At 50.4% G+C, this 23,900-nt stretch carries 15 protein-coding genes; 12 read left to right on the top strand and 3 right to left on the bottom strand.

The annotated features are described in order from the left end of the window. Positions 1–21: 21 nt before the first annotated feature. The 3 genes from AT746_RS03950 (at position 22) to AT746_RS03960 (ending at position 5,349) form a co-directional block, all read left to right on the top strand. Positions 22–2,856: a TonB-dependent receptor gene (locus AT746_RS03950; RefSeq protein ID WP_062476722.1), complete on the top strand. Its 2,835-nt coding sequence runs from the start codon at positions 22–24 to the stop codon at positions 2,854–2,856. 141 nt (positions 2,857–2,997) lie between these two features. Beyond that, the gene (locus AT746_RS03955; RefSeq protein WP_062476725.1) at positions 2,998–4,494 is read left to right on the top strand and encodes a tryptophan halogenase family protein; all 1,497 of its coding nucleotides are present in this window, start codon (positions 2,998–3,000) and stop codon (positions 4,492–4,494) included. A 150-nt stretch (positions 4,495–4,644) separates the two neighbouring features. Continuing rightward, complete coding sequence (locus AT746_RS03960) at positions 4,645–5,349, top strand: OmpW/AlkL family protein (protein ID WP_062476727.1); 705 nt, start codon at positions 4,645–4,647, stop codon at positions 5,347–5,349. Positions 5,350–5,433: 84 nt separating this feature from the next. On the opposite strand, the gene AT746_RS03965 is transcribed toward AT746_RS03960, so the two are convergent. Continuing rightward, positions 5,434–6,822, bottom strand: coding sequence for a M14 family metallopeptidase (locus tag AT746_RS03965; protein WP_062476730.1), 1,389 nt, complete (start codon positions 6,820–6,822; stop codon positions 5,434–5,436). 162 nt (positions 6,823–6,984) lie between these two features. Here AT746_RS03965 and AT746_RS03970 point away from each other — a divergent pair, with 162 nt between their 5' ends. The 6 genes from AT746_RS03970 to AT746_RS03990 all read left to right on the top strand — a co-directional run bounded on the left by AT746_RS03970 (position 6,985) and on the right by AT746_RS03990 (position 16,373). Then, positions 6,985–8,022, top strand: a complete 1,038-nt coding sequence (locus tag AT746_RS03970; RefSeq protein WP_062476733.1) for a S66 peptidase family protein — start codon at positions 6,985–6,987, stop codon at positions 8,020–8,022. A gap of 88 nt (positions 8,023–8,110) precedes the next feature. Beyond that, complete coding sequence (locus tag AT746_RS03975) at positions 8,111–9,694, top strand: diguanylate cyclase domain-containing protein (protein ID WP_062476736.1); 1,584 nt, start codon at positions 8,111–8,113, stop codon at positions 9,692–9,694. 208 nt (positions 9,695–9,902) lie between these two features. Continuing rightward, complete coding sequence (locus AT746_RS03980; RefSeq protein WP_231731006.1) at positions 9,903–11,243, top strand: alpha-amylase family glycosyl hydrolase; 1,341 nt, start codon at positions 9,903–9,905, stop codon at positions 11,241–11,243. Continuing rightward, on the top strand, positions 11,243–11,659 hold the full coding sequence (locus AT746_RS19970) for a cyclomaltodextrinase C-terminal domain-containing protein (RefSeq protein WP_231731007.1): 417 nt from the start codon (positions 11,243–11,245) through the stop codon (positions 11,657–11,659). Before AT746_RS03980 ends, AT746_RS19970 begins: the two co-directional genes overlap by 1 nt. A 369-nt stretch (positions 11,660–12,028) precedes the next feature. Beyond that, a complete protein-coding gene (locus tag AT746_RS03985; RefSeq protein WP_082633144.1) occupies positions 12,029–14,446 on the top strand; it encodes a TIM-barrel domain-containing protein in 2,418 nt (805 codons plus the stop codon). Positions 14,447–14,471: 25 nt separating this feature from the next. Next, positions 14,472–16,373: an alpha-amylase family protein gene (locus AT746_RS03990; RefSeq protein ID WP_062483937.1), complete on the top strand. Its 1,902-nt coding sequence runs from the start codon at positions 14,472–14,474 to the stop codon at positions 16,371–16,373. A gap of 526 nt (positions 16,374–16,899) precedes the next feature. Here the strand turns inward: AT746_RS03990 and AT746_RS03995 are convergent. Further along, positions 16,900–18,068, bottom strand: a protein-coding gene (locus tag AT746_RS03995) for an IS3 family transposase (protein WP_156413604.1) whose coding sequence is annotated in 2 segments (ribosomal slippage) — positions 16,900–17,777 and positions 17,777–18,068 — 1,170 coding nt in all. Because the reading frame shifts where the segments join, the coding sequence is not laid out codon by codon here. Between the two features lie 368 nt (positions 18,069–18,436). On the opposite strand from AT746_RS03995, the gene AT746_RS04005 reads away from it, so the two are divergent. The 3 genes from AT746_RS04005 to AT746_RS04015 all read left to right on the top strand — a co-directional run bounded on the left by AT746_RS04005 (position 18,437) and on the right by AT746_RS04015 (position 22,230). Further along, on the top strand, positions 18,437–19,894 hold the full coding sequence (locus AT746_RS04005) for an MFS transporter (RefSeq protein WP_062483939.1): 1,458 nt from the start codon (positions 18,437–18,439) through the stop codon (positions 19,892–19,894). Positions 19,895–19,896: 2 nt separating this feature from the next. After that, on the top strand, positions 19,897–21,597 hold the full coding sequence (locus tag AT746_RS04010) for an alpha-amylase family glycosyl hydrolase (RefSeq protein ID WP_062476743.1): 1,701 nt from the start codon (positions 19,897–19,899) through the stop codon (positions 21,595–21,597). A 237-nt stretch (positions 21,598–21,834) separates the two neighbouring features. Further along, on the top strand, positions 21,835–22,230 hold the full coding sequence (locus AT746_RS04015; protein ID WP_062476746.1) for a DUF3718 domain-containing protein: 396 nt from the start codon (positions 21,835–21,837) through the stop codon (positions 22,228–22,230). Positions 22,231–22,289: 59 nt separating this feature from the next. Here the strand turns inward: AT746_RS04015 and AT746_RS04020 are convergent, their stop codons facing one another. Next, positions 22,290–23,888: an L-lactate permease gene (locus tag AT746_RS04020; protein ID WP_082633146.1), complete on the bottom strand. Its 1,599-nt coding sequence runs from the start codon at positions 23,886–23,888 to the stop codon at positions 22,290–22,292. Between the last annotated feature and the right edge of the window lie 12 nt (positions 23,889–23,900).

Consider the following 23,900-nt stretch of genomic DNA (forward strand, 5'->3'; position numbering starts at 1 on the left):
ATTAAAATCAGGACACTAGGCATGAAAACATTTAAACCCAGTCTTATTACCAGCGCACTGATTTCCAGTGGTTTGGTATTTGGCGCGTCGCCGGTAATGGCGCAATCTGCTGAACAACAGGCCGAACAGAATGAAGCTGTAGAAGTTATTCAGGTATCGGGTATCCGGGCCAGCTTACAGCGGGCTCAGGCTATCAAAATGGACAGTACATCCATAGTTGAAGCACTGTCAGCTGAAGACATTGGTAAATTGCCTGACACCAGTGTGGCTGAGTCATTAGCCCGCTTACCCGGTCTGGCCGGGGAACGTCGCAATGGTCGTACCAGTGGTCTGTCTATTCGTGGTTTCAACGAAAACTACATAGGTACTTCACTCAATGGCCGTGAGCTGCTGGGGATGGGTGACAACCGGGGGGTAGAGTTTGACCTTTACCCTTCAGAGATTGTCTCGAACATCGTTGTTTATAAAACACCTGAAGCTGGCCTGATGGCTCAGGGGATAGGTGGTACAGTAGATCTGCAGACAGTGAGCCCATTAGGCGCAGAACGTACTATTACCTTTAATGCCAATATTGAACAAAATGAAAAGTCATCCGGCAACCCGGACTTTGATAATAAGGGGCACAGATTCGCTTTTAACTATGTGGACAGTTTTGCCAATGACACTTTGGGTGTTGCGTTGGTGCTGTCATCCCTTGAGACGCCTCGTCAGGAAGAGCAATTCCGTGGCTGGGGTTATGCCGATGTTTCCAAGACCGAAACCGCAGACGGTGAAGCGATTCCGGCCGGCACCAAAGTATTGGGTGGACACGATTCTTTCGTGCGCTCGGCGATGCTCGAACGTGACTCAGTGGCTGCAATTGTTGAATATGCGCCATCTGACGATCTGAAAATCAAGTTTGATGCTCTCTATATCGACTTTCTTGAGAACGATGTCAGACGTGGTCTCGAAGAGGGTGGCGCAGAATGGGGGACCGGTGCTTACACAGTAACCGGCGTCGAAGATGGCCTGGTGACTGAGGGCTATTACGATGGTTTCTATTCCGTAGTCCGTAATGACGCGCGCTCTCAGGACGCCGAATTGACCACCTTTGGTCTGAATGTTGAGTACCAAATCAATGATTACTGGGAAGCAGAGTTTGATCTTTCTACCGGCAATGTGGATAAGACCATCACTGACGTTGAAAGCTACTCTGGTGTTGGTCGTGCTGGCATTGACGGTCGCCCAATTACTGCCCGTTCGTGGGAAATGACATCTACCGGCGCAGTATACAGTGACCATCCTACTATGGCGCCGGTTGATCTGACCGATCCGTCGTTGATTACACTTGCTGGTCCCCAGGCCTGGGGGGGCTCTTTGGCGCCGGTTGAACGTTTCCAGGGCGTTGATGGATTCGGACCAGAAACCGCGCAGGATGGTTTTGTTAACCAGCCTATATTCGAAGAAGAGCTCACCAGTGCACGCTTTGAAGTAAAAGGTTTTGTGGAGTGGGGAATTTTCTCTGGCCTGAATGCGGGTGTGAGTTATCAGGATCGCAGCAAATCCAAGATCAACAATGGTGCATTCCTGACTGCTCCAACCTGGCCTGGTGATGCCCCCATCCCTGATGTACTGGGTGTGGCAGATCTCAGCTTCACCGGTATCAATGGGGTACTGGCTTACGACAGCTTGGGATTGTTTAACGATGGTTTCTACACTGAAACCGATGCAGCATTGTTTGAAAATGGCCGCTTCGGTGACACCTATACTATAGACGAAGAGCTGCTGACCGTATTTGCCAAGCTGGACATCGACACTGAAGTCGCCGGTATGTTTGTACGCGGTAATTTTGGACTGCAATTGGTCAATTCCGATCAGTCCGGTACCGGCTTCAGCACGACAACAGGCCCTGGCGGCTTTACTGAGGCGGTACCGGTAACAGATGAAGACAGCTACACCGATGTGCTGCCAACACTGAACCTGAGCATCGAAGTGGCGGACAACCAGTTTGTGCGTACCAGTATGTCTAAGGTAATGAGCCGTCCGCGTATGGACGATATGCGTCCTAACGCCCAGGTGAACTTCCAGTTTAACGATGGCAACATCTTAAGTGGTGATATTGAGAACAGTCCCTGGAGTGCAAGCTCAGGTAACACTGCTCTGAAACCACTGGAAGCCAATCAGTTTGATTTGGCTTACGAGAATTACTTTGCCGATGACGGTTATTTTGCCGCTGCCTTTTTCTACAAGGACCTGAAAAACTGGCACAGAAACGGTGAAACTATTGCGGATTTCTCTGACTCATATATTCCTGGTTTCCATCAGTCCTCCGATGAAACAGGCAATCAGGCGCCGGTGTTATTTGAAGGACCCCTTTCTTTCGTTGAAGACGGTTTGACTGGTTTTGTTCGCGGCTACGAATTACAGGCCAGTGTGCCAATGCGTCTGGTCAGTGATGCGCTGGATGGTTTTGGTGTGGTTGCCAGCGCTACCTTCATGGACGGTGAACTGGATGACGGTGGCCGGGTGCCCGGATTGTCTGATGAAATTTATCAGTTGACTGCTTACTATGAGAAGAATGGCTTCGAATTCCGGATTTCCGGTTCCAAGCGTGATGCCTTCTCTACCGAAGCTCGTGGTCTGAGTCTGTCATTGGTTGAGACCATGGACAGAGGCTTTGAGTTGTGGGATGCGCAGATTGGTTATGACTTCAGCGAGTCCGGTATTGAAGCACTGAAAGGATTACGGGTAACTCTGCAGGCACAGAACCTGACGGATCAGGATACGGTGCAGACTGATGGTGACGATCCGCGTTTTGTAACGCTGTATCAAAGCTTCGGCGCCAACTACTTGTTGGGTATTAACTATACCTTCTGAGTTGACTGGGCACAGCCGGCCAACCAGGCTCAAGTGCCCATGTTGTTGGTGAAACCGACATACTGCTAGAATCAAAAACCCGACCAGTACTCTGGTTGGGTTTTTTTGTCATACCAACTGGCATAAACGGGCTGTAATTAGATGAAAAGTGTAATGCGAAAGGTGGTGATCCTCGGTGGCGGAACTGCGGGCTGGATGTCGGCGGCATTGTTGAAGAAAATTCTTGGCAGTGCGGTGGATATTGAGCTGGTTGAGTCCGAGATGATTGGCACTGTCGGTGTTGGTGAAGCTACCATTCCACCGATTCGGCTGGTCAATAATGTGCTGGGTATTAAAGAAGCCGATTTTTTACGTGAAACCCAAGCCACAATGAAACTGGCCATCAGGTTTGAGAATTGGCGGGTACCGGGAGAAGGTTATTTTCACACCTTTGGTGCACCGGGTAAGAGCATGGCCTTTTGTCATTTTCATCATTATTGGCGGCGGGCGCAGCAAGAAGGACTTAAAGACAGTTTGTGGGAATATGATCTGAATTATCTGTGCGCACAGGCGGGTAAGTTTTCTCACATCAACAGCAAAAATCCTGTACTGGAGCTACCTTATGCCTACCACTTCGATGCATCTCTGTATGCCCGTTTCCTGCGCAATTACAGTGAGAAACTGGGCGTCGTTCGCACTGAAGGTAAAGTTGAGAAAGTCGACCAGGACAATGACAGCGGCTATATTCAGTCTCTGCAACTGGATAACGGTAAGATCATTGGCGGGGATTTGTTTATCGATTGTTCCGGTTTCCGCGGATTGCTGATCCAGCAGAAGCTGAATACCGGCTATGAAGACTGGAGCCACCTGTTACCCTGCGATCGCGCTGTTGCGGTACCTTCAGAACGTTTTCAGAAAACACTGCCCTACACCCGATCCATCGCCCATGGAGCAGGCTGGCAGTGGCGCATTCCGCTTCAGCACCGTAATGGCAACGGTATGGTATACAGTAGTGCTCATTGCAGCGACGAACAGGCCGCGGATTCGCTGCTGGCCAATCTCGACAGTAAAGCCTGTGGTGACCCCAATTTTATCCGATTTTTGACTGGCCGACGTCGTAAACAGTGGCATAAAAATGTGATTGCAGTAGGTTTATCCAGTGGTTTTCTTGAGCCACTTGAGTCAACCAGTATTCATCTTATTCAGTCTGCCATTGTCCGCCTGATACATTTGTTTCCTCATCAGGGTATCCAGCCTTCGGCGGTCACCGAATACAATAAGCAGTCAAAACTTGAGTTTGAACAAATCAGGGATTTTCTGGTGTTGCATTACCATGTTAATCAACGCACAGATACGCAATTTTGGCGCGATCTGCAAAGCATGGAGATTCCAGATTCTCTGACTCAGAAAATCGCCCTGTTTGCCGAAACGGGCCGCTTGTTTCGGGAGCAGAATGATCTTTTCCTTGAAAGCTCCTGGCTACAGGTGATGATGGGACAGGGAATTATGCCTAAAGATTATCACCCTATGGCAGAAAATCCTTCCCGGGAGCAACTACTTGGCATGTTGCAGCAAATCAGGCAGGTCAAGCAGGATCCCTTGCCCAAAATGCTTGATCACGATGAGTTTTTAACCGGTTATTGTCAGATAAAGGAGTAAGGGCGGCGCCTGCAAATTTGACCTGGATCATAAAATGGCTCTATTCCGCTCCCGATATAGATTAGTCTGATAAAAACCTTGATCTTAGTCAGGTTATTATCTGAAAAAGCCTTGCACAATGCGCTCAGATTCTTTAAATGGAGCGCAACAATGAAAAAAACACTTCTTACTACCCTGCTTGCCACTGCCGCTTTTGCCCCGGTGGCGATGGCGGATTTCAGCCTTAATGTGGGTGCGATTAATGTCAGTCCGGATGAGAGCAGCAGCTATCTGAATGTGGTGGAAACCGTAGCCGGTTTGCCGCAAAACTCTAGCCAGCTGGCTGTAGACAGCAATACTCAGCTTGGTCTGACACTGGACTATGCGTTTACCGATAACTGGACGCTGGAAGTGGTTGCCGCCACACCCTTCTCCCATGATATTACTCTGAACAGCACAGTGGGCGCGGTCAATGGTCTGAAGGTGGGTGATACCAAGCATCTGCCACCGACGGTGCTGGCCCAGTATCACTTTTTCTCCAAACAGGATGCGTTTCGTCCGTTTGTGGGCTTAGGCCTCAATTACACGCTGTTTTTCTCTGAAGGGGTGAATCAGGAACTTACTGATGTACTGGTTGCCACCGGTGCAGCCACAGCCAGTGATAAGGTCAGTCTGCATCTGGACGATTCTTTTGGTGTGGCGCTGCAGGCGGGCTTTAACTACCGCTTAAACCAGAAATGGGGCGTGCATGGCATGGTGGCCTGGGCGGACATCGACAGTGATGCAGAAGTCCGTGTTAACGGGACGGCCGTGCAGCCCATTGATGTTTCCATCGATCCCATGATCTTTATGCTCGGCGCGAAGTACTACTTTTAAGAGAAATTCGGTTATAAGCAACACTTCTCTCAACCGGTGTCGCTGTTCTTAGCTGCAGGCCTTTGGCCTGCAGCTTTTTTAATTTCAGGTATTGTAGCTATTCAGTAAGGTACCAGATTCCAGCTCTATCAACAGGCCATTAATCACGGCGATTTTACGACCGTCTTTATGCTGCATAAAAAACACAGCAGGCTGATTGCGTTGCGGCCTCTCGGTCGGTGCGTTTTGTTCGTTGATCAGTACCGGAAAACCGGTCTGGCTGTCGAGCAGCTCAGGTTCACCGGCGAAGTGGCTATAACCTTGCCTTAACAGCTCCAGATAGCGTTCATCCGTGAGTTTGAGCGCTGAATCCAGCTGCCAGGCCTTACCAGTCTGGTATTGCCAGTCACTGGCGTCGAATTCAAAGAAGGGATAAAAGGGTGACAGGTCTCCCACATCTTTAATTTTGGCGAGACGTGCCTCAGGCAAATCCAGATCCAGGGCAATATCCAGTCTGTACTGGTGCGCATCCTCTATTTGCAGATCCTGAATAATCACATCCCGGAACGCCTCGCGCTCATTCATGGGGATGTCATGATAGGGGCCAAGATCCATGGCCAGGTAACTCTTGCTGGCGATACTTTCCAGAGACCTTTCGAGCATGGCCAGATTTACCCGTCTGGCGGCCTGGCGATTCACATCTCCGGGATAAGAGCCGGATTCAATCAATATGGTACTGATGTCCATGCCAGATAGGGTGTCGCCAAAGGCCCGGTGAGCATAGGTATCATCGTAGCGGCCCATTTGTTCAGGGATCAACTGGTCGCCGACCTTTTTCATTACACCAATCAATTGCATGGCACGCTGGCGTATAGAGTTAATGCTTTTTTGTTCATCATAAGCAGGGGCCAACAAGGAAATGGTGGCGGTTTTTGGCACAGGTCCTGCGGAGTAAAAGCGACTCTGATCATGCAGGTTAAAACCAAAATCCGGCTTAAGGGTTTTGGCCTGCTCCATCAGTATCCGGCCTTCGGGGGTCTGCAAGTCTTTGGCGTCACGATTAATATCAATACTCTGTACATTGTGACGTTGAGCCAGCTCGGCACCATCGGGATTAAGCATTGGAATCATGTGCAGGGTCAGTCTGTCCTCCCAGCTTTCGCGCCAATCCTTGTCTTTGCCGATACGATTGATCAAATCAAACAGCGCCGGTGTGGCGGTGGACTCATCCCCATGCATTTGTGACCACATCAGTACGGTTACCGGTCCCTCGCCGACGCTGATACGATAGATGGGCCGACCCTGATAGGAGCTACCTATTTGTTCAGTGTCAAACAGCGGATTTTGCTTAACCTGCTCCAGATACGGCAGGATATCGGCCTGGCGAATCTGTGCCTTGTTGAGATCCGGCACCTCATATTGACTGGCCGGGGGTAATTGAGCTGAAAGGGCGGCAGTACTGAACAGAATCATGGGTATCAGAAGTTTTCTCATTATTTATTACTTTCTCAATTAATTATTACTATTTTGTGTTTAAAATATAATAAATTATCACTAGGGTGTTGAGATTATCCTTCGACATCACAATCGTCAAGTTTACCCTGGTCATATTTTAAGCGATATCAGGGCAGTAAAAACAATAACCGGAGACACATTATGGATCGCAGAGCCTTTATCAAAGCCACCGCTGTCAGCGCCCTGGCAACACAACTCGTACCTGCTACCAGTATAGCGGCGGCTGACAAGAGATCGATGGTACCAAAGCGTCTGCAAGCGGGTGATAAGGTAGCGGCCATTGCGCCGGCGAGCGCCATCTTCGACCCGGTTGAGCTGGAAATTGCTAAAGAATCTTTCGAAGCATTGGGTTTGCAGGTGGTGCCGGGTAAACATGTGCTGGATCGACACGGTTATCTGGCCGGAAAGGATGAAGATCGGGCCGCCGATATTAACGCGGCTTTTGCTGATCCTTCCATTAAAGGCATCATCGCCCTGCGTGGCGGCTGGGGTTGTAACCGGGTATTGCCTTATCTGGATTTTGATACCATCGGCAAGAACCCCAAAGTATTACTGGGTTACAGTGATATCACCGCGTTGCTCAACAGCATGTACAAAGAAACCGGACTCGTTTCTTTTCATGGGCCGGTAGGGTTGTCGTACTGGGGCGATTTTCAGGCCGATCAACTTCGCCGGGTAGTATTCGAGGGTGAACAAACCATGATGCAGAACTATCCGCAGGAAGAAGGGGCACTGGCAATGCGCAGCAATCGTGCCCGCACGGTCAAATCAGGTAAAGCCAGAGGCATCCTTGTGGGTGGTAATCTTACGGTGCTCACCAGCATGATCGGCAGCCCCTATGTGCCGGATATGCGCGGTAAGATCCTGCTGTTAGAAGATGTGGGTGAAACCATTTATCGTATCGATCGTTATATGTCCACCCTGCAGATGGCTGGCATACTGGATCAGGTGGCAGGGGTGGTCTTTGGTCATTGCACCAAATGTGAGCCGCAAAAAGGCTATGGCGGATTTACCCTGATGGAAGTGATGGAACACTATCTCAGGCCATTAAATGTGCCAAGTTACTATGGTGCCCAGTTTGGTCATATTAAAGATAATCATATTCTGCCGGTGGGCATTGAGGCCGAAATGGATGCAGATGCCGGCACGCTGCGTCTGCTTGAACCCGCCGTAGTTTAAAACATGAATAAATGACTGATCGGATTAGGCAAATTGCGCTAACCGCATCTAATCTTAAGGCCAACACAATCTGATTGTTGGCCTGTTTTTGTACTCTATTCGCCGCTATTTTTTATATTTTTTCCTGTTTTACAGCCTGATTCTGGTACTTGTTTTCCTGGGCTACCGGGTGTTGATTGAGTATCCTCAGGATCTGGCCACCATAGAAGAGCATCAGAAGCGGGAGCTGGGGAGTCTGTCCAAGGGCTTATCCTTAAGTCTCAATAACCTGCAGGCCGTTGTCACTGATTGGGCCCACTGGACAGACACCCATGAATATGTCCAATCGCCACAGGATCACCAGCAATATATCCAGGACAATATCCTCTCCAGTACCTTTGAAACCTTCGATCTGATTGCTATCGTCTATTTTAATCGTGATTTTGAAGAGGTCTTTGCTCAGGGATATAGCCAGCAAGACGAGACGCTGATACCGGCCCACCAGGTACTGGATTTCCCGCTGGGCAATGTTTTTCGCAGCCGCATTGACCCGGGGCAGCCCTGGGAGGGCAATGGCTGGATGGCTACCAATGAGGGTCCCGCGGCCTTTGCACTGCAATATATTACAGACTCCAATGAGCAGGAGCCTCCTTCCGGCTATCTGATGTTTGTGCAGGCGATCACTAATTCGCAGATTGAAAACTTACAGGCCATCACGCGTCTGCAACTGGAATTTAAGCCCACCTCGCTGAATGATCCCGAGACCTTTGGGGTGGTATCCCTGATGACACCTGAGCTGGTTGAAGGGTTTCAGTTACAGCGCAAACGCTTGTTGGATGACTTTACCGGCACTCCCATTATGCTGGTGACCATTACCCATGATCCGCTGACCATGCCCAAACTCATTGGTTGGTCTGAAATTCTGATCCTGTTGTTATTGCTTGTTGTGCCCGCAGCGCTGATGCTGTCTATCGACAGAACCCTGATTCGCCCGCTGTGGCGCAATACCCGATTGATAAGAACTATGGTCGATAAGGGTGAATTGCAGGAATTACCCCAGCAGCTACCGGTTCTGGAACTGGAGCAGATGCGTAAAGCCTTTAATAACTCAGTACAGCTGGTTCACAGTCAACAAAAAAAGCTGCAGGCACTCTCAATGACAGACGGGCTGACCGGCATTGCCAACCGACGAGCTTTTGATGAGGGGGCACTGTCTGCCTGGCACAAAGCCCTGCGCCAGGGTGAACCTATCTTATTGGCCATTCTGGATCTGGATTACTTTAAATCCTTTAACGATACCCTCGGCCATCCTGCCGGCGATGAGGCGCTGAAATGTATTGGTTCGACGCTGACACAATTTTGTCGTCGCTCCTCAGAGTTATGTGCCCGTATCGGGGGAGAAGAGTTTGCCGTGGTAATAACAGGGGAAGACAAAGCCAGCGCCGAGCAGCGTATACAAAGTTTAAGACAAAGTGTGGAGGCCCTGGCCATTCATCATCCCGGCTCTGATATTGCCGAAGTGCTGACCTGTAGTATCGGTGCACTCTATATTCAGCAGCCCGGCGCCGACTACCGTAACCTGGCTCTCTCTGAGCTGCTGACCTTAGTAGATAAAGAACTCTACCGTGCCAAGCAACAGGGGCGAAACAGGGTGAGTTTTCAATGTTACAGCCTGCCACATCCATGTGATTAAACATGAATACGTATGCACAGCGCTGATTTAAATATCCTCACAGGCTAGTATGAAGGCAATCTTTAACAGCTTGTAAAATCTTATGTTAATGTCTCTCGCCCGATTTCCGCTTATAAGCTTATTTGTGCTATGCGCCAGCCTGTTTAGTCCCAACGCTTCAGCAGATTATCAGCTTAACCGTATAGAGCCGGTTTCATGGTGGACAGGGATGAAAGATCCCGCTTTACAACTGATGATCTCCGGTAAGAATATCGGTGAGCTGACGCCTCAGCTGGACTATTCCGGTGTTACTCTGAAGGCCGTGCATCAGGCTGACAGCCCCAATTATCTGTTTGTGGATCTGAGCCTGGATGCGGATGTTGAGCCTGGTATCTTTAACATTGAATTCACTGATAAAACGGGTCAGGTGGTGTTAACCACTGACTATCGGCTTCACGCCCGCCAGCCAGACTCATCAAACCGTGAGGGCTTTACTCCGGCGGATGTGATTTATCTGATTACACCTGATCGTTTTGCCAATGGTGATGTCAATAACGATGAAGTGACAGGTCTGAAAGAAGGGCTAAACAGGGAATACAAAGGTGGCCGTCATGGCGGCGATATTCAGGGCATTCTCAACCATCTGGATTATCTGGACGACCTCGGTGTGACTCAGCTGTGGCTGAACCCGGTACTGGAAAATGATATGGAGAGCTATTCCTACCACGGCTACTCTACCACTGACTATTACCGGGTAGATCCCCGTTTTGGTTCCAATAAATTGTACCAGCAACTTGCTAAACAGGCCGGTGCCAGGGGCATGGGTTTGATCAAGGACATTATCCTTAACCATATTGGTTCAGAGCACTGGTGGATGGAAGATTTGCCTTTTGCTGACTGGCTTAATTATCAGGCTGAGTATCAGGCTGGTGAATTTATCGGTACCACTCATCGCCGTGAAGCGCAGCACGATCCCCATGCTACAGAGTATGATAAAAAACGCTTTAACGACGGCTGGTTTGTACCCACTATGCCGGATTTAAATCAGCGCAATCCTTTTATGGCTAACTACCTGATTCAGAACAGTATCTGGTGGGTGGAATATGCCGGTCTTTCCGGTATTCGTCTGGATACTTACTCCTATCCAGACAAAGCCTTTCTGGCTGAATACGGCCGCCGTTTAATGCAGGAATATCCGAATCTGGGCATTGTGGGGGAAGAGTGGACAGTAGATCCGGCGCTGGTGGCCTACTGGCAAAGAGGGGCTCAGCGTCATGATGGATATCAGTCCTATACCCCGAATATGTTTGATTTTCCTCTGCAGGAAGCGGTAGTTAACGGCCTGACTAACAAAGAAACCTGGGGTACGGGCCTTCGCGAGATATACCAGTCACTGGCCAATGATTTCCTGTATGGCAATCCTGCTGATCTGGTGATCATGCCCGATAATCATGATATGAGCCGGATTTACACTCAGCTCAATGAAGATCCTGAGCTGTTCGAAATGGCCATGGTGCTGTTTGCCACCACCCGGGGATTCCACAGTTTTTCTACGGCTTTGAGATCCTGATGGGGAATCCGGGCACCGATGATCACGGTATTATCCGCACCGACTTTCCTGGTGGCTGGGCCGGTGACAAGGTTAACGGCTTTACTGGCGAAGGGCTTAAAGATAAACAGCGCCGGGCACAGGATTTTGTGCGCAGTTTACTGAACTGGCGTAAAACCGCCGATGCAGTGCACAGTGGCAAGCTTACTCATTATGCACCCGATAACGGCTACTATACCTATTTCCGCCATACAGATGAGCAAACCCTGATGGTGGTGATCAATAAAAATAAGCAGGTGATAACGCCGGATATTCCGGCCTATTACGAAGTTATCAAGGGCCAAAGCCGGGCCACTGATGTACTCAGCGGTGAAGCTCAGGATCTGAATGATTTAACGGTGCCGGGCCGCAGTGCACGGATATATCAATTGCATTAGGTATTGAAAAAGCAGGGTGATCTCGCAGGGGGTCAGAGATGCAGAGGTTAGGTGTTGCTCTGTTGCTGTCATGCCGGGCCTGACCCGGCATCTTTATCAGGTATAAAGAACTTTCTGCCCTCTTCGTGCTCTTCGCGTCTTTCGTGGTTGAACACTTTTTTTAACCACGAAAGGCACGAAAAATATAAAAAGGCTTTTATTCTCTGCGCCTTAGCGCCTCTGCGAGATCGCAGGCTTTTTTCTTTGTGTGATCTTGCATAGGCGCGGGGGACAGGGGTTTGAAGGTATTATTGCGTGGCCCCTATAAAACGCAGTGGAATACGGAACAGTTAACAGGGGGCTCCCATATTGAGAAAATACAGGACAATAATGAAAAAACTTAGCCTAGTGTTTGTTATCTGGCTCTTTAGCCTGCCATTGCTGGCGGCCGAGCTTACTGGTCATCAGTTGCAGGGCGGTGTGCTGGTGCTTGAAACGGATCAGGGCCAGGTAACGCTGACCCCATACGGTGACGGCGCCTTTGAGGTATTTTATCAGCCCGACGGGGTGGTGCAATTGCCGTCCTTTGCTATTGCAGAACAGGCTGAAAAAGCTGCCGGTACCCTGCAACAGGATGATGGCAAACTGGTGTTTCGGCATGGTGACTTAACGGCGGTGATCCAGCCTTCGCCACTGCGCATCGCCTACTATCAGGGCGATCGTTTTTTACTGGAAGAGGAAGCAGGGCTCTTTGTACATCAGACCCTGCGCGGTTTTCGCTTTAAACTCAGTGGAGAAGAGAAGTTATTAGGTGGCGGCCAGCGGGTGCTGGGAATGGATCGAAGAGGCGAGCGCCTGCCCCTGTATAACAAGGCTCATTATGGCTACACCACAGAATCGAAGCAGATGTACTACGGTCTGCCTGCGCTGCTTTCCAGTCGTAATTACATACTGACTTTTGATAACAGCGCCAGCGGACATCTGGATCTGGGCCATAATGAGGCGGATATTCTGCAATTTGAAGCCGCTTCCGGGCGCACCGCCTATATTATTGCCGCTGGTGCAGACTACCCTGACACGCTTGCCAACTACGTGGCTGTTACCGGTCATCAGCCTATGGTGCCCCGCTGGGCGCTGGGCAATTATGCCTCGCGCTTTGGTTATCATTCTGAGACCGAAACCCGCGATGTGGTCAGACGCTTTCAGGATGAGGATATTCCGCTGGATGCGGTGATCCTGGACCTGTTCTGGTTTGGCGAAGAGGTCAAGGGCATGATGGGCAATCTGGACTGGGATCGTGAGGCCTTTCCCACCCCGGAGAAAATGCTCAGTGATTTTAACCAGGATGGCGTAAAAACCATCCTGATCACCGAACCTTTTGTACTGACCACTTCAGATAAATGGCAGGAGGCGGTTGAGGCCGGTGCGCTGGCAAAGAATCTGGCAGGCGAGGTTAAACGCTTTGATTTCTATTTTGGTAATACCGGGCTGATTGATGTGTTTAACCCGGATGCACAAGACTGGTTCTGGCAGACCTATCAGCGTTTGCTGGAGCAGGGCGTTGGTGGCTGGTGGGGCGATCTCGGCGAGCCGGAAGTGCACCCGGCAGATACCCTGCATCAACTGGAAGATGGCCGCATTGTCAGTGCCGATGAAATTCACAATGCCTATGGCCATCAGTGGGCAAAAATGGTCTATCAGCGTCATCGTCAGGCCCGCCCCGATGAGCGTCCCTTTGTGATGATGCGTTCCGGCTTTGCCGGTTCCCAGCGTTACGGCATGATCCCCTGGACCGGTGATGTGAGCCGCTCCTGGGACGGGCTTCAGCCGCAGGTGGAACTGTCCTTAAGCATGGGGTTACTGGGTCTGGGCTATACCCATTCGGATTTGGGCGGTTTTGCCGGTGGCGAGAGCTTTGATGCCGAACTTTATACCCGCTGGTTGCAATACGGCGTATTTCAGCCGGTGTACCGGCCTCATGCTCAGGAAAATATTGCGCCGGAGCCGGTATTCCATGACCAGCAGACCAAAGACATAGTGCGCGAGTTTATTAAGCTGCGCTATGCCATGCTGCCTTACAACTACAGCCTTGCATATCAGAATAGTCAAAGCGGCATGCCGTTGATGCGCCCGCTGTTTTTTGAAGAGCCGGGCAATCCGCCGTTGATGGATAATAAAAGCAGTTATTTATGGGGCGATGCCTTTCTGGTCACGCCGGTGGTGGAGCCCGGCGTTACAGAAGTGGAGGTCACCTTACCAAAGGGCGTCTGGTTTGATTATTTCACTGGTCAGCGCTACCAGGGTAATCAACAAATCCGCCAGCCCACCCGTTTGGCAACGCTGCCGGTACTGGTGCGTGGCGGCAGCTTTGTGCCGATGACAGAGCCGGTACAAACTACCCGCGATTACAGCTCTGAGCAGTTAACTCTGCACTACTACGCCGACCTGCAGGTGCCGCAGGGCAGTGGCATCATGTATGAAGATGATGGCAAAACCTTCGATGCGGTGGCTAAAGAACAATACGAATTGTTGCACTTTTCCGCCAGCCAGCAGGCTCATCAGCTGGATATCGAGCTTAAGCGCGAAGCCTATGATTACAAAGGTATGCCAGAGCAGCGACAGATCACCCTGGTGGTGCATAACTGGCAGCACTCCCCGTCCGCTATTGCGATCAATGGTCGTCCCGTGGATTTGTTAACAGATAAAGCTCAGGCTGAAGAAAGTGGGCAAGGGGTATGGCTGGAAGATAACAGGCTGCATCTGCTTTTTAGCTGGCGCAAAGAAAATATCAATATTGCTATCCGATAAACGGCAAAAACAGGATGAACAGAATATGAGAAGTAAAAGAAACGTTTTAACGCCGTTGCTGGCAACCCTGATGCTGGGCTGTTCACCGGCGCAGCAAAGCTCCTTTGAAACCGGCAATGCAAAACAGGCTGACAGCGAACCACAAACGCAAAAGGCGATATCAGAGATGCCAGAACGACCAGTGGTATACCAGATGATGACCCGCTTGTTTGGTAATACCAATACCACCAATAAACCCTGGGGCACGATTGAGGAAAATGGTGTGGGCAAGTTTGCCCATATCAATCAGGCCGCGCTGCAGGGGATTAAAGAGATGGGGGCGACTCATGTCTGGTACACCGGCGTGCCCCACCATGCGGTGATCCGTGATTATACGGAGTATGGCATCAGTAATGACGACCCTGATGTGGTTAAAGGCAGGGCCGGATCCCCTTATGCGGTGAAGGATTATTATAATGTTAATCCGGATCTGGCCAGCGATCCGGCCAATCGCCTGGCTGAATTCGAACAATTGATTGCCCGCACTCATGCACAGGGCTTAAAAGTGGTGATCGATATTGTGCCTAATCATGTGGCCCGTCATTATCAGTCTTTATCTGCGCCCGAAGGGGTTGAGGACTTTGGTGTCAGCGATAACACCAGTGTCGAATATGCCAGAAGTAACAACTTTTATTATATTCCCGGTCAGGCCTTTGAAGTACCCGATGGTGAGCCGCCACTGGGCGGTGAGGCCCATCCTCTGGCCGACGGACAGTTTGATGAAAGTCCGGCCAAGTGGACAGGTAACGGCTCCCGCGCTGCCAAGCCCAATGCCGGTGACTGGTACGAAACGGTTAAGATTAACTTTGGGGTAAAACCCGATGGCAGCTATGACTTTCCGGCGTTACCGGCTTCCTATGCCGAACGTAGCTGTGCTGATCATCGTGCATTCTGGGCCGACAAAGACCTGCCCGACTCCTGGTATAAGTTCCGTGATATTGCGCTTTATTGGACAGATAAAGGTGTCGATGGGTTTCGCTATGATATGGCGCAAATGGTTCCTGTGGAGTTCTGGAGTTTTCTCAACTGCTCTGTAAAAGAGGTTAATCCTGATGCCTTTTTATTGTCGGAAATCTATATCCCTGAGCAGTACCGAAACTATATCCGGTTGGGCAAGATGGATTACCTGTATGACAAGGTGGGTACCTACGATGCCCTGCGTGCGGTGGTTGAGGGCAAGACCAGTACCGATACGCTGCCACCGGTATTTGCTGAAATTGCCGATATTCACGGCAATCTGCTGATGTTTCTGGAAAATCATGATGAGCAGCGTATTGCCAGCCCACAATTTGCAGGCGATGCGAACAAAGCGAAGCCGGCGATGGTGGTCAGCAGCACAGTGGCATCCGGTGCCAATATGATCTATTTCGGTCAGGAAGTGGGTGAGCCCGGTGCGGAAGATGCCGGTTTTGGTAAGGCCAGCCGTACCACTATTTTTGATTACTGGGGTGTGCCTGAGCATCAGAGGTGGATGAATGGCGGCAAGTTTGATGGTGGTCAGCTAAGTGACGAGCAGCGCCAGTTAAGAGACTTTTACGCCCGTTTATTAAACCTGGCCTCCACCGAGCCTGCGTTTCAGGGCGAAATGGCTGACCTGCATCAGGCCAATCGCGAGCAGCCCGGCTATAGCGGTAATCTGTACAGTTTTGCCCGTTTTAATGGTGAAGAGCGCATCCTGGTCATTGCCAATTTTGATCAGCAGGGCAAGGAATTTGAGTTAGTGGTGCCCGCCGGTGTTACCGCAGCCATGGCGCTGACCAACGGCGAGTATCTGTTGCAGGACAGGCTCTATGGAAAGTACCAGGGTAAGTTAAAGGTGGATAAGGGCAAGGGCAGCACCATGATCCAGTTGGGTCCGCTGGATTCACTGGTGCTTAAAATCCGTTAACGGCTTTTTCTACCACTAACCACATAAAAAGCAATTTGCACCACGGAGACACAGAGGGCACAGAGTTTTTAAGGCATGGGCCCTGCATTTCTCTGCGCCTCTGTGAGAGGAAAATATAGGTTCGTGATTTTAGTGGGTAGCCTGTATAAAGCGAAGCGGAATACGGGGATTACTCCACTCTGTCAGAGGTTCTGATTTTCATCAGGATGACACAGCAACAATTGAGCCTGTGCGTTCTCTGCCTGCCCAGCACCCTTGACTGCTGGATGTAATCAAAGATGCAACACTGTTGAATCAAAGGTTACTGGGTGACTCTGTAATTATATTGAATCTCGCAGAGGCGCAAAGCCGCAGAGATTTAATTGGTTAGATCCGGTTTTCTCTGCGTTCCCGGCGTCTCTGTGAGAGATAGTTATTTGTTCGTGATTTTAGAGTTTTTCGTGGTTGAGGGCTTTTTTCTACAGAGATATTAAGGCGCAAAGAAGTGCGGTGGTATGCCCCCAGAAAAGTAGACACTGTTTGTAGTTTACTGTTGTTCAAAAGCCATGGGGCTGACTCCGTTGAGTGTCCCATGGCGCCTTACTGTATTGTAATACTCTTCAATATACCACTTGGCCTGTAAATGCGTTTCCTCACGGCTTTGGATCGTCAGAGGGCTCAGCCACTCCTTTTTCATCTGAGCGAAGAAGCTCTCTGTACAGGCATTATCCCAGCAATTGCCTTTACGAGACATGCTAATCGTCACCTGCCGCTTATGAAGCCAGGCGATGACCTTTTCACTGCGATACTGACAGCCCTGGTCAGAATGAAACAGCAGTGAGCTTCCCGTTGGCTGGCGTTTTTTCCAGGCTCCTTGCAGAGCGTTTTTAACCAGCTCTGCACTGTTCAGACAACTGGCCGCCCATCCCACAACATTTCGCGAGTATAAATCCAATACCACGGCAATATAGAGCCAGCCCTCTGCACAGCGAATTTGTGTAATGTCTGAGGTCCAGACATGATTCGGTTTCCCTACCTTAAACTCCCGATTAAGCAGGTTGGGTAACACGGGCATACCGGGCTGGGGTTTCTGATAGCCTGGCTTCATGCTCGCACGGGAACGATAGCCTGACGCTTGTAGCAACCGCTGTACGCGATTCTGACTACAGATAAAACCCTCGTCAACCGCTGCCTTCCAGAGCTTGCGGTAGCCCGGTATGCCCTCTTCCTGTTCGGCTGTCAGTAACAGAAACGCCAGTAACGTCTGGTTGGCTTCTTCTCGCTTACCGGGGACTCTTCTGCACCATTTATAGAAACCGGCTGTAGAGACCTGCAGTACTTCGCACATGAGCGTGACCGGCCAACGTCGGCTGCGGTAACACTCAATGAACTCATATCTTATTTGAGCTTTGTGGCGAAGTACGATTGCGCCTTTTTTAAGATTTCGGCCTCCAGCTTGGCGCGCTCTAATTCCTTTTTCAGGCGCCGGTTCTCTTTCTCAAGTGACTGGTAGCTTTTTTCCGGCCCTTCGTTCTTAACGCTTGTCTCAGTAGACGCATGTGGACGGGTCAACTCGGTTCTCCATCTGGATAGCATACTGGGATGAATTCCCAACTGTTTCGCCAAGGATTTTACCGTATCTGGTGAGCTAATGGACTTCTGTACTACAGATAATTTGAAGTCCACTGAGTAATGCCGTTTAGTCAAGACTTTCATAAACACCTTACCTCTTTGATTAAGGTGTCTACTTTCTTAGGGGCGGATCACGGAATTAGCGCTAAATGCCCGGCTCTTTATTCATAATTCAGCATTCATAACTCAGCATTCACCACTAACCCACTGAATACGTATGTAATGGGCATAAATCCCTCGTGCCTGTGGACAGTATTTTGTAACATCAAAGGCCAACTATCGTTAACACTATTCTTACAAGTTGTCCTCTGCTGAGCAGAGCATAACGGCAAAGCAGGAAATCCAGTATGCAGAGTACCGACATCCCGGCTGATGTGCAGAGCAACCTCGACGCCGCGCCCGCCCCTCTTAAACGCCGTAAACCGGAACTCAGTTTCTGGCAGATCTGGAACATGTGTTTTGGTTTTATGGGCATTCAGTTCGGCTTTGCCCTGCAAAATGCCAATGTCAGCCGGGTTTTTCAGACCTTAGGGGCTGATTACAACAATATGGCGCTGCTGTGGGTGGCGGCCCCTATTACCGGCTTAATAGTGCAGCCGATTATCGGTTATCTGAGTGACAACACCTGGAGTCGCATGGGGCGGCGGCGGCCATTTTTCCTCTATGGTGCCATTGCTGCCAGTCTGGCGCTGTTTATCATGCCCAACTCACCCACGTTGTGGGTGGCCGCCGGCATGCTGTGGATTATGGATGCTTCTATTAATGTGTCCATGGAGCCATTTCGCGCCTTTGTCGGCGATATGCTACCGCGTAAACAGCGGGCCCTGGGCTATGCCATGCAGAGCTTTTTTATTGGTGTGGGAGCAGTAGTGGCCTCGGCACTGCCCTGGATGATGACCAACTGGATGGACATCAGTAATACGGCGGCGCCGGGCGTGATCCCCGATTCTGTTAAATATGCTTTCTATGCCGGGGGGGCGGTGTTTTTTCTGGCGGTGCTGTGGACAGTATTGAGTACCAAAGAGTACTCGCCAGAAGAACTGGCGTCCTTCAATGACGCAGAGCCTGAACAGGGCGGCATTGAGTATGTTGAACGCAGCGCCGGTAAATATCTGCGCAGTGGCACTATCTGGTTGGGAGTCGGACTGATATTGGCCTGGCTGATTGATGCGAACATTGAGAACCTGGATAAAAATCTCTATCTGATGGCCGGTGGTCTGGCCTGTTTTGGACTTGCCCAACTGGTAGCCGGATGGCTGGCCAGCAAAGGTAAGAATAAAAATGGCTACTCTCAGGTTATGAGTGATCTGTTCAATATGCCTGAGGCGATGAAGAAGCTGGCCGTGGTGCAGTTTTTCTCCTGGTTTCCCTTATTTGCCATGTGGATTTATACCACCGCAGCAGTAACCAGTCATCATTATGGCAGCACAGATACCAGTTCGGCCCTGTACAACCAGGGTGCTGATTGGGTGGGAGTGCTATTTGCAGTGTATAACGGCGTGTCTATTCTGGCCGCCATTTTGATTCCGCAGATGGTTAAGCTGACCAACCTCAGGCTGACCCACCTGTTTAATCTGGGTTTAGGCGGCCTGGGTTTTATCTCCTTCGTGTTTATTCAGGATCCCAGGTGGCTGGTGGTGCCGATGATCGGGGTGGGCTTTGCCTGGGCCTCAATTTTGTCTGTGCCCTATGCGATTCTCTCCAACGCATTACCGGTGGCGAAAATGGGCTTGTTTATGGGGATCTTTAACTTTTTTATCGTTATCCCGCAGATCCTGGCCGCCAGCATTCTTGGCTTTCTGGTGACGAAAATTTTTGATGGTCAGCCCGTTTTCGCGCTGGTGGTGGGCGGCGTGAGTATGCTGATTGCAGGGCTGATGACCCTGCGAGTCAGGATTCAGGAGGAATAACAATGACAAAATCTTATCCGCTTTTGGGCGCAGTGAGCGCCGCCATTTTATTGCTCTTTGCTTGTAAGCCACAAACCGAATCAGGTCACAAAACGCTCGAACAACAGCGCCCTGAGTACGCAGGTACGGAGCATCCTTTCGCCAGCGAGGCCGTATATTTTCTGATGCTGGACCGCTTTGTGGATGGCGATCCTGCCAATAATCACCAGGATCAGGGCGGTGATTACCCCACTTTTGATCTGCCCCTTAAGGGAGAAGATGGCTGTGAGGCCAATGTGGGTTATATGGGCGGTGATTTTAAAGGCGTGTTGGATAACGCTGAGTTTATCCGCGATATGGGGTTTACTGCCATCTGGATGACCCCTATTGTGGATAATCCTGATCAGGCCTTTGCCGGCGGCGAGCAGATAGACTGCGGTGGTGCCTTTAAAGACGGCGGAAAAACCGGCTATCACGGCTACTGGGGCGTTAACTTCTTCGAGGTCGATGAACACTATCCCTCCCAGGGACTGGGCTACAAGGAGCTGACCAGTACACTCAGGGATGATTTCGGTATCAAGACCGTACTGGATATTGTTACTAACCATGGTTCGCCGTCTTTTACCATGCCTAAAGATCAGCCAAAGTTCGGTGAGATTTATGATAAGCAAGGCGAACTGATCGCCGATCATCAGAACCTGCCGCCAGAAGAGCTTGAACCCGATAGCAATCCATTGCATGAATTCTTTCATACTGAGCCGGATATTATGCAGCTCTCCAACCTCAACGATACTCACCCGGCAGTGCTGAATTATTTCGTCGAGGCATACAGTCACTGGATTGAACAGGGCGCCGCGGCGTTTCGCATCGATACCATCAAGCATGTGCCACACCATTTCTGGAAGGCCTTCAGTGACAGGATCAGAGAAAAGCATCCGAACTTTTTTATGTTCGGTGAGAGCTTTTCTTATGATGCCAATTTTATCGCCCAGCATACCCAGCCTAAAAACGGCGGGATCTCTGTACTGGACTTTCCCGGGCAGGAAGCCATGAACAAGGTATTCGGCGATCCTGATAGTGACTATGGCGAGCTGGAAGAATATCTGTATCTTACACATGGGCCATATCACAACCCTTATGAGCTGACCACTTTCTATGACAACCATGATATGCAGCGTATGCAGGCCAGCGATGAGGGCTTTATTGACGCCCACAACTGGCTGTTCACCAGTCGTGGTATTCCGGTCATCTATATGGGCTCGGAAATGGGCTATATGCGAGGCACCAAAGAGCATCAGGGCAATCGCAATTATTATGGTCAGGAGAATATCGAGCAGGCCAAAACCCATCCCATTCGTGACAACCTGGCCCGCATTGCCAAAGTGCGGCAGCAGCTTCCGGCCTTGCAGAGAGGGTTGCAGGTTAATCTGCTCCTGGAAGGACACCGGGCGGCCTTTTTTCGGGTACTGCAGAATGAAGATATCGCGCAAACGGTGTTGGTATTGCTAAACAAAGGGGATACAGAAGCCGACTTTGTGATCAGTGACTATCTGCAATCCGGGAAGTGGCAGGAAGTCTTTAGTGACCAGATGCAACAGATTGCTCAGGGACTGGAGTTTGCCGATAAGGTACCGGCCCACGGAGTCCGGGTCTGGGTCTATGACGGCGAGATTCATCACCCTCAGCTAACGCAACAGTTACAGCTGTTGATGGAAAATCGCTGATAAACTAAGAGGGAATTAACTTATTTTTAACAAAGCCGGCTCAGGTTGCCGGTTTTGTTTTATCTCCACTGCATGGCCTCCAGCCCAGTTAAATAAAGCCTTTCAGGTCAATGAAACCATACCCAAACAACCTGGTTGGTATTAATTTCTATACTTAGGTACTGAAGCGGGTGCTGTAAGCAGGAGTTGCTCATTTGTTAGCCTATTTTCGTCAAGACAAGCGAAGAGGCGTATATTATGAAAAAATCAACTTTAGTGTTTATCGGTGCGGTATCGGCTTTCACTTTTGCTCCGGCAAGCTTTGCCGACATTAATGATGACCTGGCCAATATCTGTACTATCGTTAAAAATGACGACAAGTCTGAGCTGCGTAAAAAGTTGCGTGATGTTCAGAATAATTACAGACTCAGACTGGGTGATTACTACACCGGTATCTCCTGTGGCGGTAACAGCCTGATCCGTTACGCTATGGAGAATGGATCTACTGAGACCGGCACTTATATGATTAAGCGCATGGGGGTCAGTGAACTGACTGCAGCGGAGAAAGACGGCATGCCGCTGCAAGACTGGGCACAGAATAACGGTTATATCGAAAGCGAAATAGGTAAAGAGCTGCTTGCCCGTATTAACTAACAGTCACGATGAACTGAGCAATTTCACAAAGCCCGGCAAATGCCGGGCTTTTTGTTGGTTTAGAAAAATAACCAGGCTGCCGTTCCGGCTGCAAGGCAGTAGTAGAGCATGGGAAGTAAGGTATAACTGATAATCCGCCCTTCCTGTCCACTGATTCTGACGACACTCGCTGCGGCGACCACGTTTACTACGCAAATCATATTACCGGCATTGGCTCCCAGCATTTGCAAGGCCAGTATCAGGTGTTCAGGTGTTCCGCTTTGTGCTGCTACAGATTGTTGTAACGAGGCAAACATCATATTGGAAAAGGTGGCTGAGCCGGCAATAAAGGAACCGAGTGCACCGATAAAGGGCGCAAACCAGGTCCAGTGCTGGCTTAACTGACTGACCGCCAGTTGAGCAAGTTCCATCGGCATTGAAGCTAATTGTGCCTGATTATCGGATGAGTTGAGAAAGACTCTGACCATAGGAACGGCGGCCGCAAGGGAAATGACCGCCCCTTTGAGGGTGCTGGCACTGGTTTTCATCGAATCGGCCAGTTGCGTAACGGTCAGACCCTGGAGTGCCAGGGTACTTAAGCAAGCCAGTAAAAATAGGGTTCCCGGCAGATACAGTGGTGCAACAGAGGCCGATATCTCGCTCGAGAGGATGTTATTCCATTCCAGGGTGATGGATTGCAAAAGTGTTTTTACCGGCAGTGCGTTTAGTCGTGAAATAACCAGCAGCAGGGCCACGATAAGATAAGGCGACCAGGCCCGCAATAGCCCCATTCCGGCACCGGGCTCAGAGACGCCAACAGCTTCATTCTGTTGTTTATGGTCAATAAACTGCCAGGCTATGGTTGGCAGTAGTATGCCTTTTCTGACCAGAGAGCTGACGATTACCAGGCCGCACAATGCGCCAAGCAAAGATGGAAATTCCGGGCCGAGAAATCTGGCTACCAGGTAGGCCGGCAGGGTAAAAGCCAGACCGCTGACGATGGCAAAAGGCGCAATGGCGAAACCCGGGCGCCAGGACTTAAGCGGGCTGAAGAAGCGACACAGGATCAGGCACAGGATTAATGGCAGTACTGAGGCAACCAGTAAATCAATGCTGATAGCGGTAACACTGGCCTGCCTGATGATCTCTGCATCCGGCTCGTTCAGCCCCTGAGTCAGGCCAACCAGCACTGGTGTGCCTACCGCGCCGAAGGATACTGCCGTAGAATTGGCAATCAATGCCAGGCTGACAGCGGCCAGCGGCGGAAACCCAAGGGCCAGCAACAGTGGCGCACAAATCGCGGCGGGTGTGCCGAACCCGGCCGCACCTTCAAGGAAACTGCCAAATAACCAGGCGATAATAATCAACTGGACTCTGGGATCCGGTGAAAGGTGAACAAAGGCCTGCCTGATCCTATCCAGTGCGCCTGAGTGACGGAGGGTATTGAGTAATCCCAGGGCACCAAACAGTATCCATAATATCGTGGCCGCTATAATCCAGCCTTCAATCAATGAGGCACTAATCACAGTGCCCGGCACATGCCATACATACCAGGCCATAAAGGCCGATATGGCCAGACTAACAGGCATCGCCCGGGTTGCCGGTAATCGCAGTATCACCAGTAATATCAGGATGCTCAGAACTGGCATCGCCGCACTGAGCAATTGCAGATTTGTCAAGATAACGGCTCC

Source organism: Lacimicrobium alkaliphilum (genome assembly GCF_001466725.1).
Taxonomy (GTDB): Bacteria; Pseudomonadota; Gammaproteobacteria; order Enterobacterales; family Alteromonadaceae; genus Lacimicrobium; species Lacimicrobium alkaliphilum_B.

Bases quoted from the DNA above. Each gene is read 5' to 3' on its own strand.
- AT746_RS03950 (WP_062476722.1), top strand. From the start codon at position 22: ATGAAAACATTTAAACCCAGTCTTATTACCAGCGCACTGATTTCCAGT.
- AT746_RS03955 (WP_062476725.1), top strand. From the start codon at position 2,998: ATGAAAAGTGTAATGCGAAAGGTGGTGATCCTCGGTGGCGGAACTGCG.
- AT746_RS03960 (WP_062476727.1), top strand. From the start codon at position 4,645: ATGAAAAAAACACTTCTTACTACCCTGCTTGCCACTGCCGCTTTTGCC.
- AT746_RS03965 (WP_062476730.1), bottom strand. From the start codon at position 6,822: ATGAGAAAACTTCTGATACCCATGATTCTGTTCAGTACTGCCGCCCTT.
- AT746_RS03970 (WP_062476733.1), top strand. From the start codon at position 6,985: ATGGATCGCAGAGCCTTTATCAAAGCCACCGCTGTCAGCGCCCTGGCA.
- AT746_RS03980 (WP_231731006.1), top strand. From the start codon at position 9,903: ATGAAAGATCCCGCTTTACAACTGATGATCTCCGGTAAGAATATCGGT.
- AT746_RS19970 (WP_231731007.1), top strand. From the start codon at position 11,243: ATGGGGAATCCGGGCACCGATGATCACGGTATTATCCGCACCGACTTT.
- AT746_RS03985 (WP_082633144.1), top strand. From the start codon at position 12,029: ATGAAAAAACTTAGCCTAGTGTTTGTTATCTGGCTCTTTAGCCTGCCA.
- AT746_RS03990 (WP_062483937.1), top strand. From the start codon at position 14,472: ATGAGAAGTAAAAGAAACGTTTTAACGCCGTTGCTGGCAACCCTGATG.
- AT746_RS04005 (WP_062483939.1), top strand. From the start codon at position 18,437: ATGTGTTTTGGTTTTATGGGCATTCAGTTCGGCTTTGCCCTGCAAAAT.
- AT746_RS04010 (WP_062476743.1), top strand. From the start codon at position 19,897: ATGACAAAATCTTATCCGCTTTTGGGCGCAGTGAGCGCCGCCATTTTA.
- AT746_RS04015 (WP_062476746.1), top strand. From the start codon at position 21,835: ATGAAAAAATCAACTTTAGTGTTTATCGGTGCGGTATCGGCTTTCACT.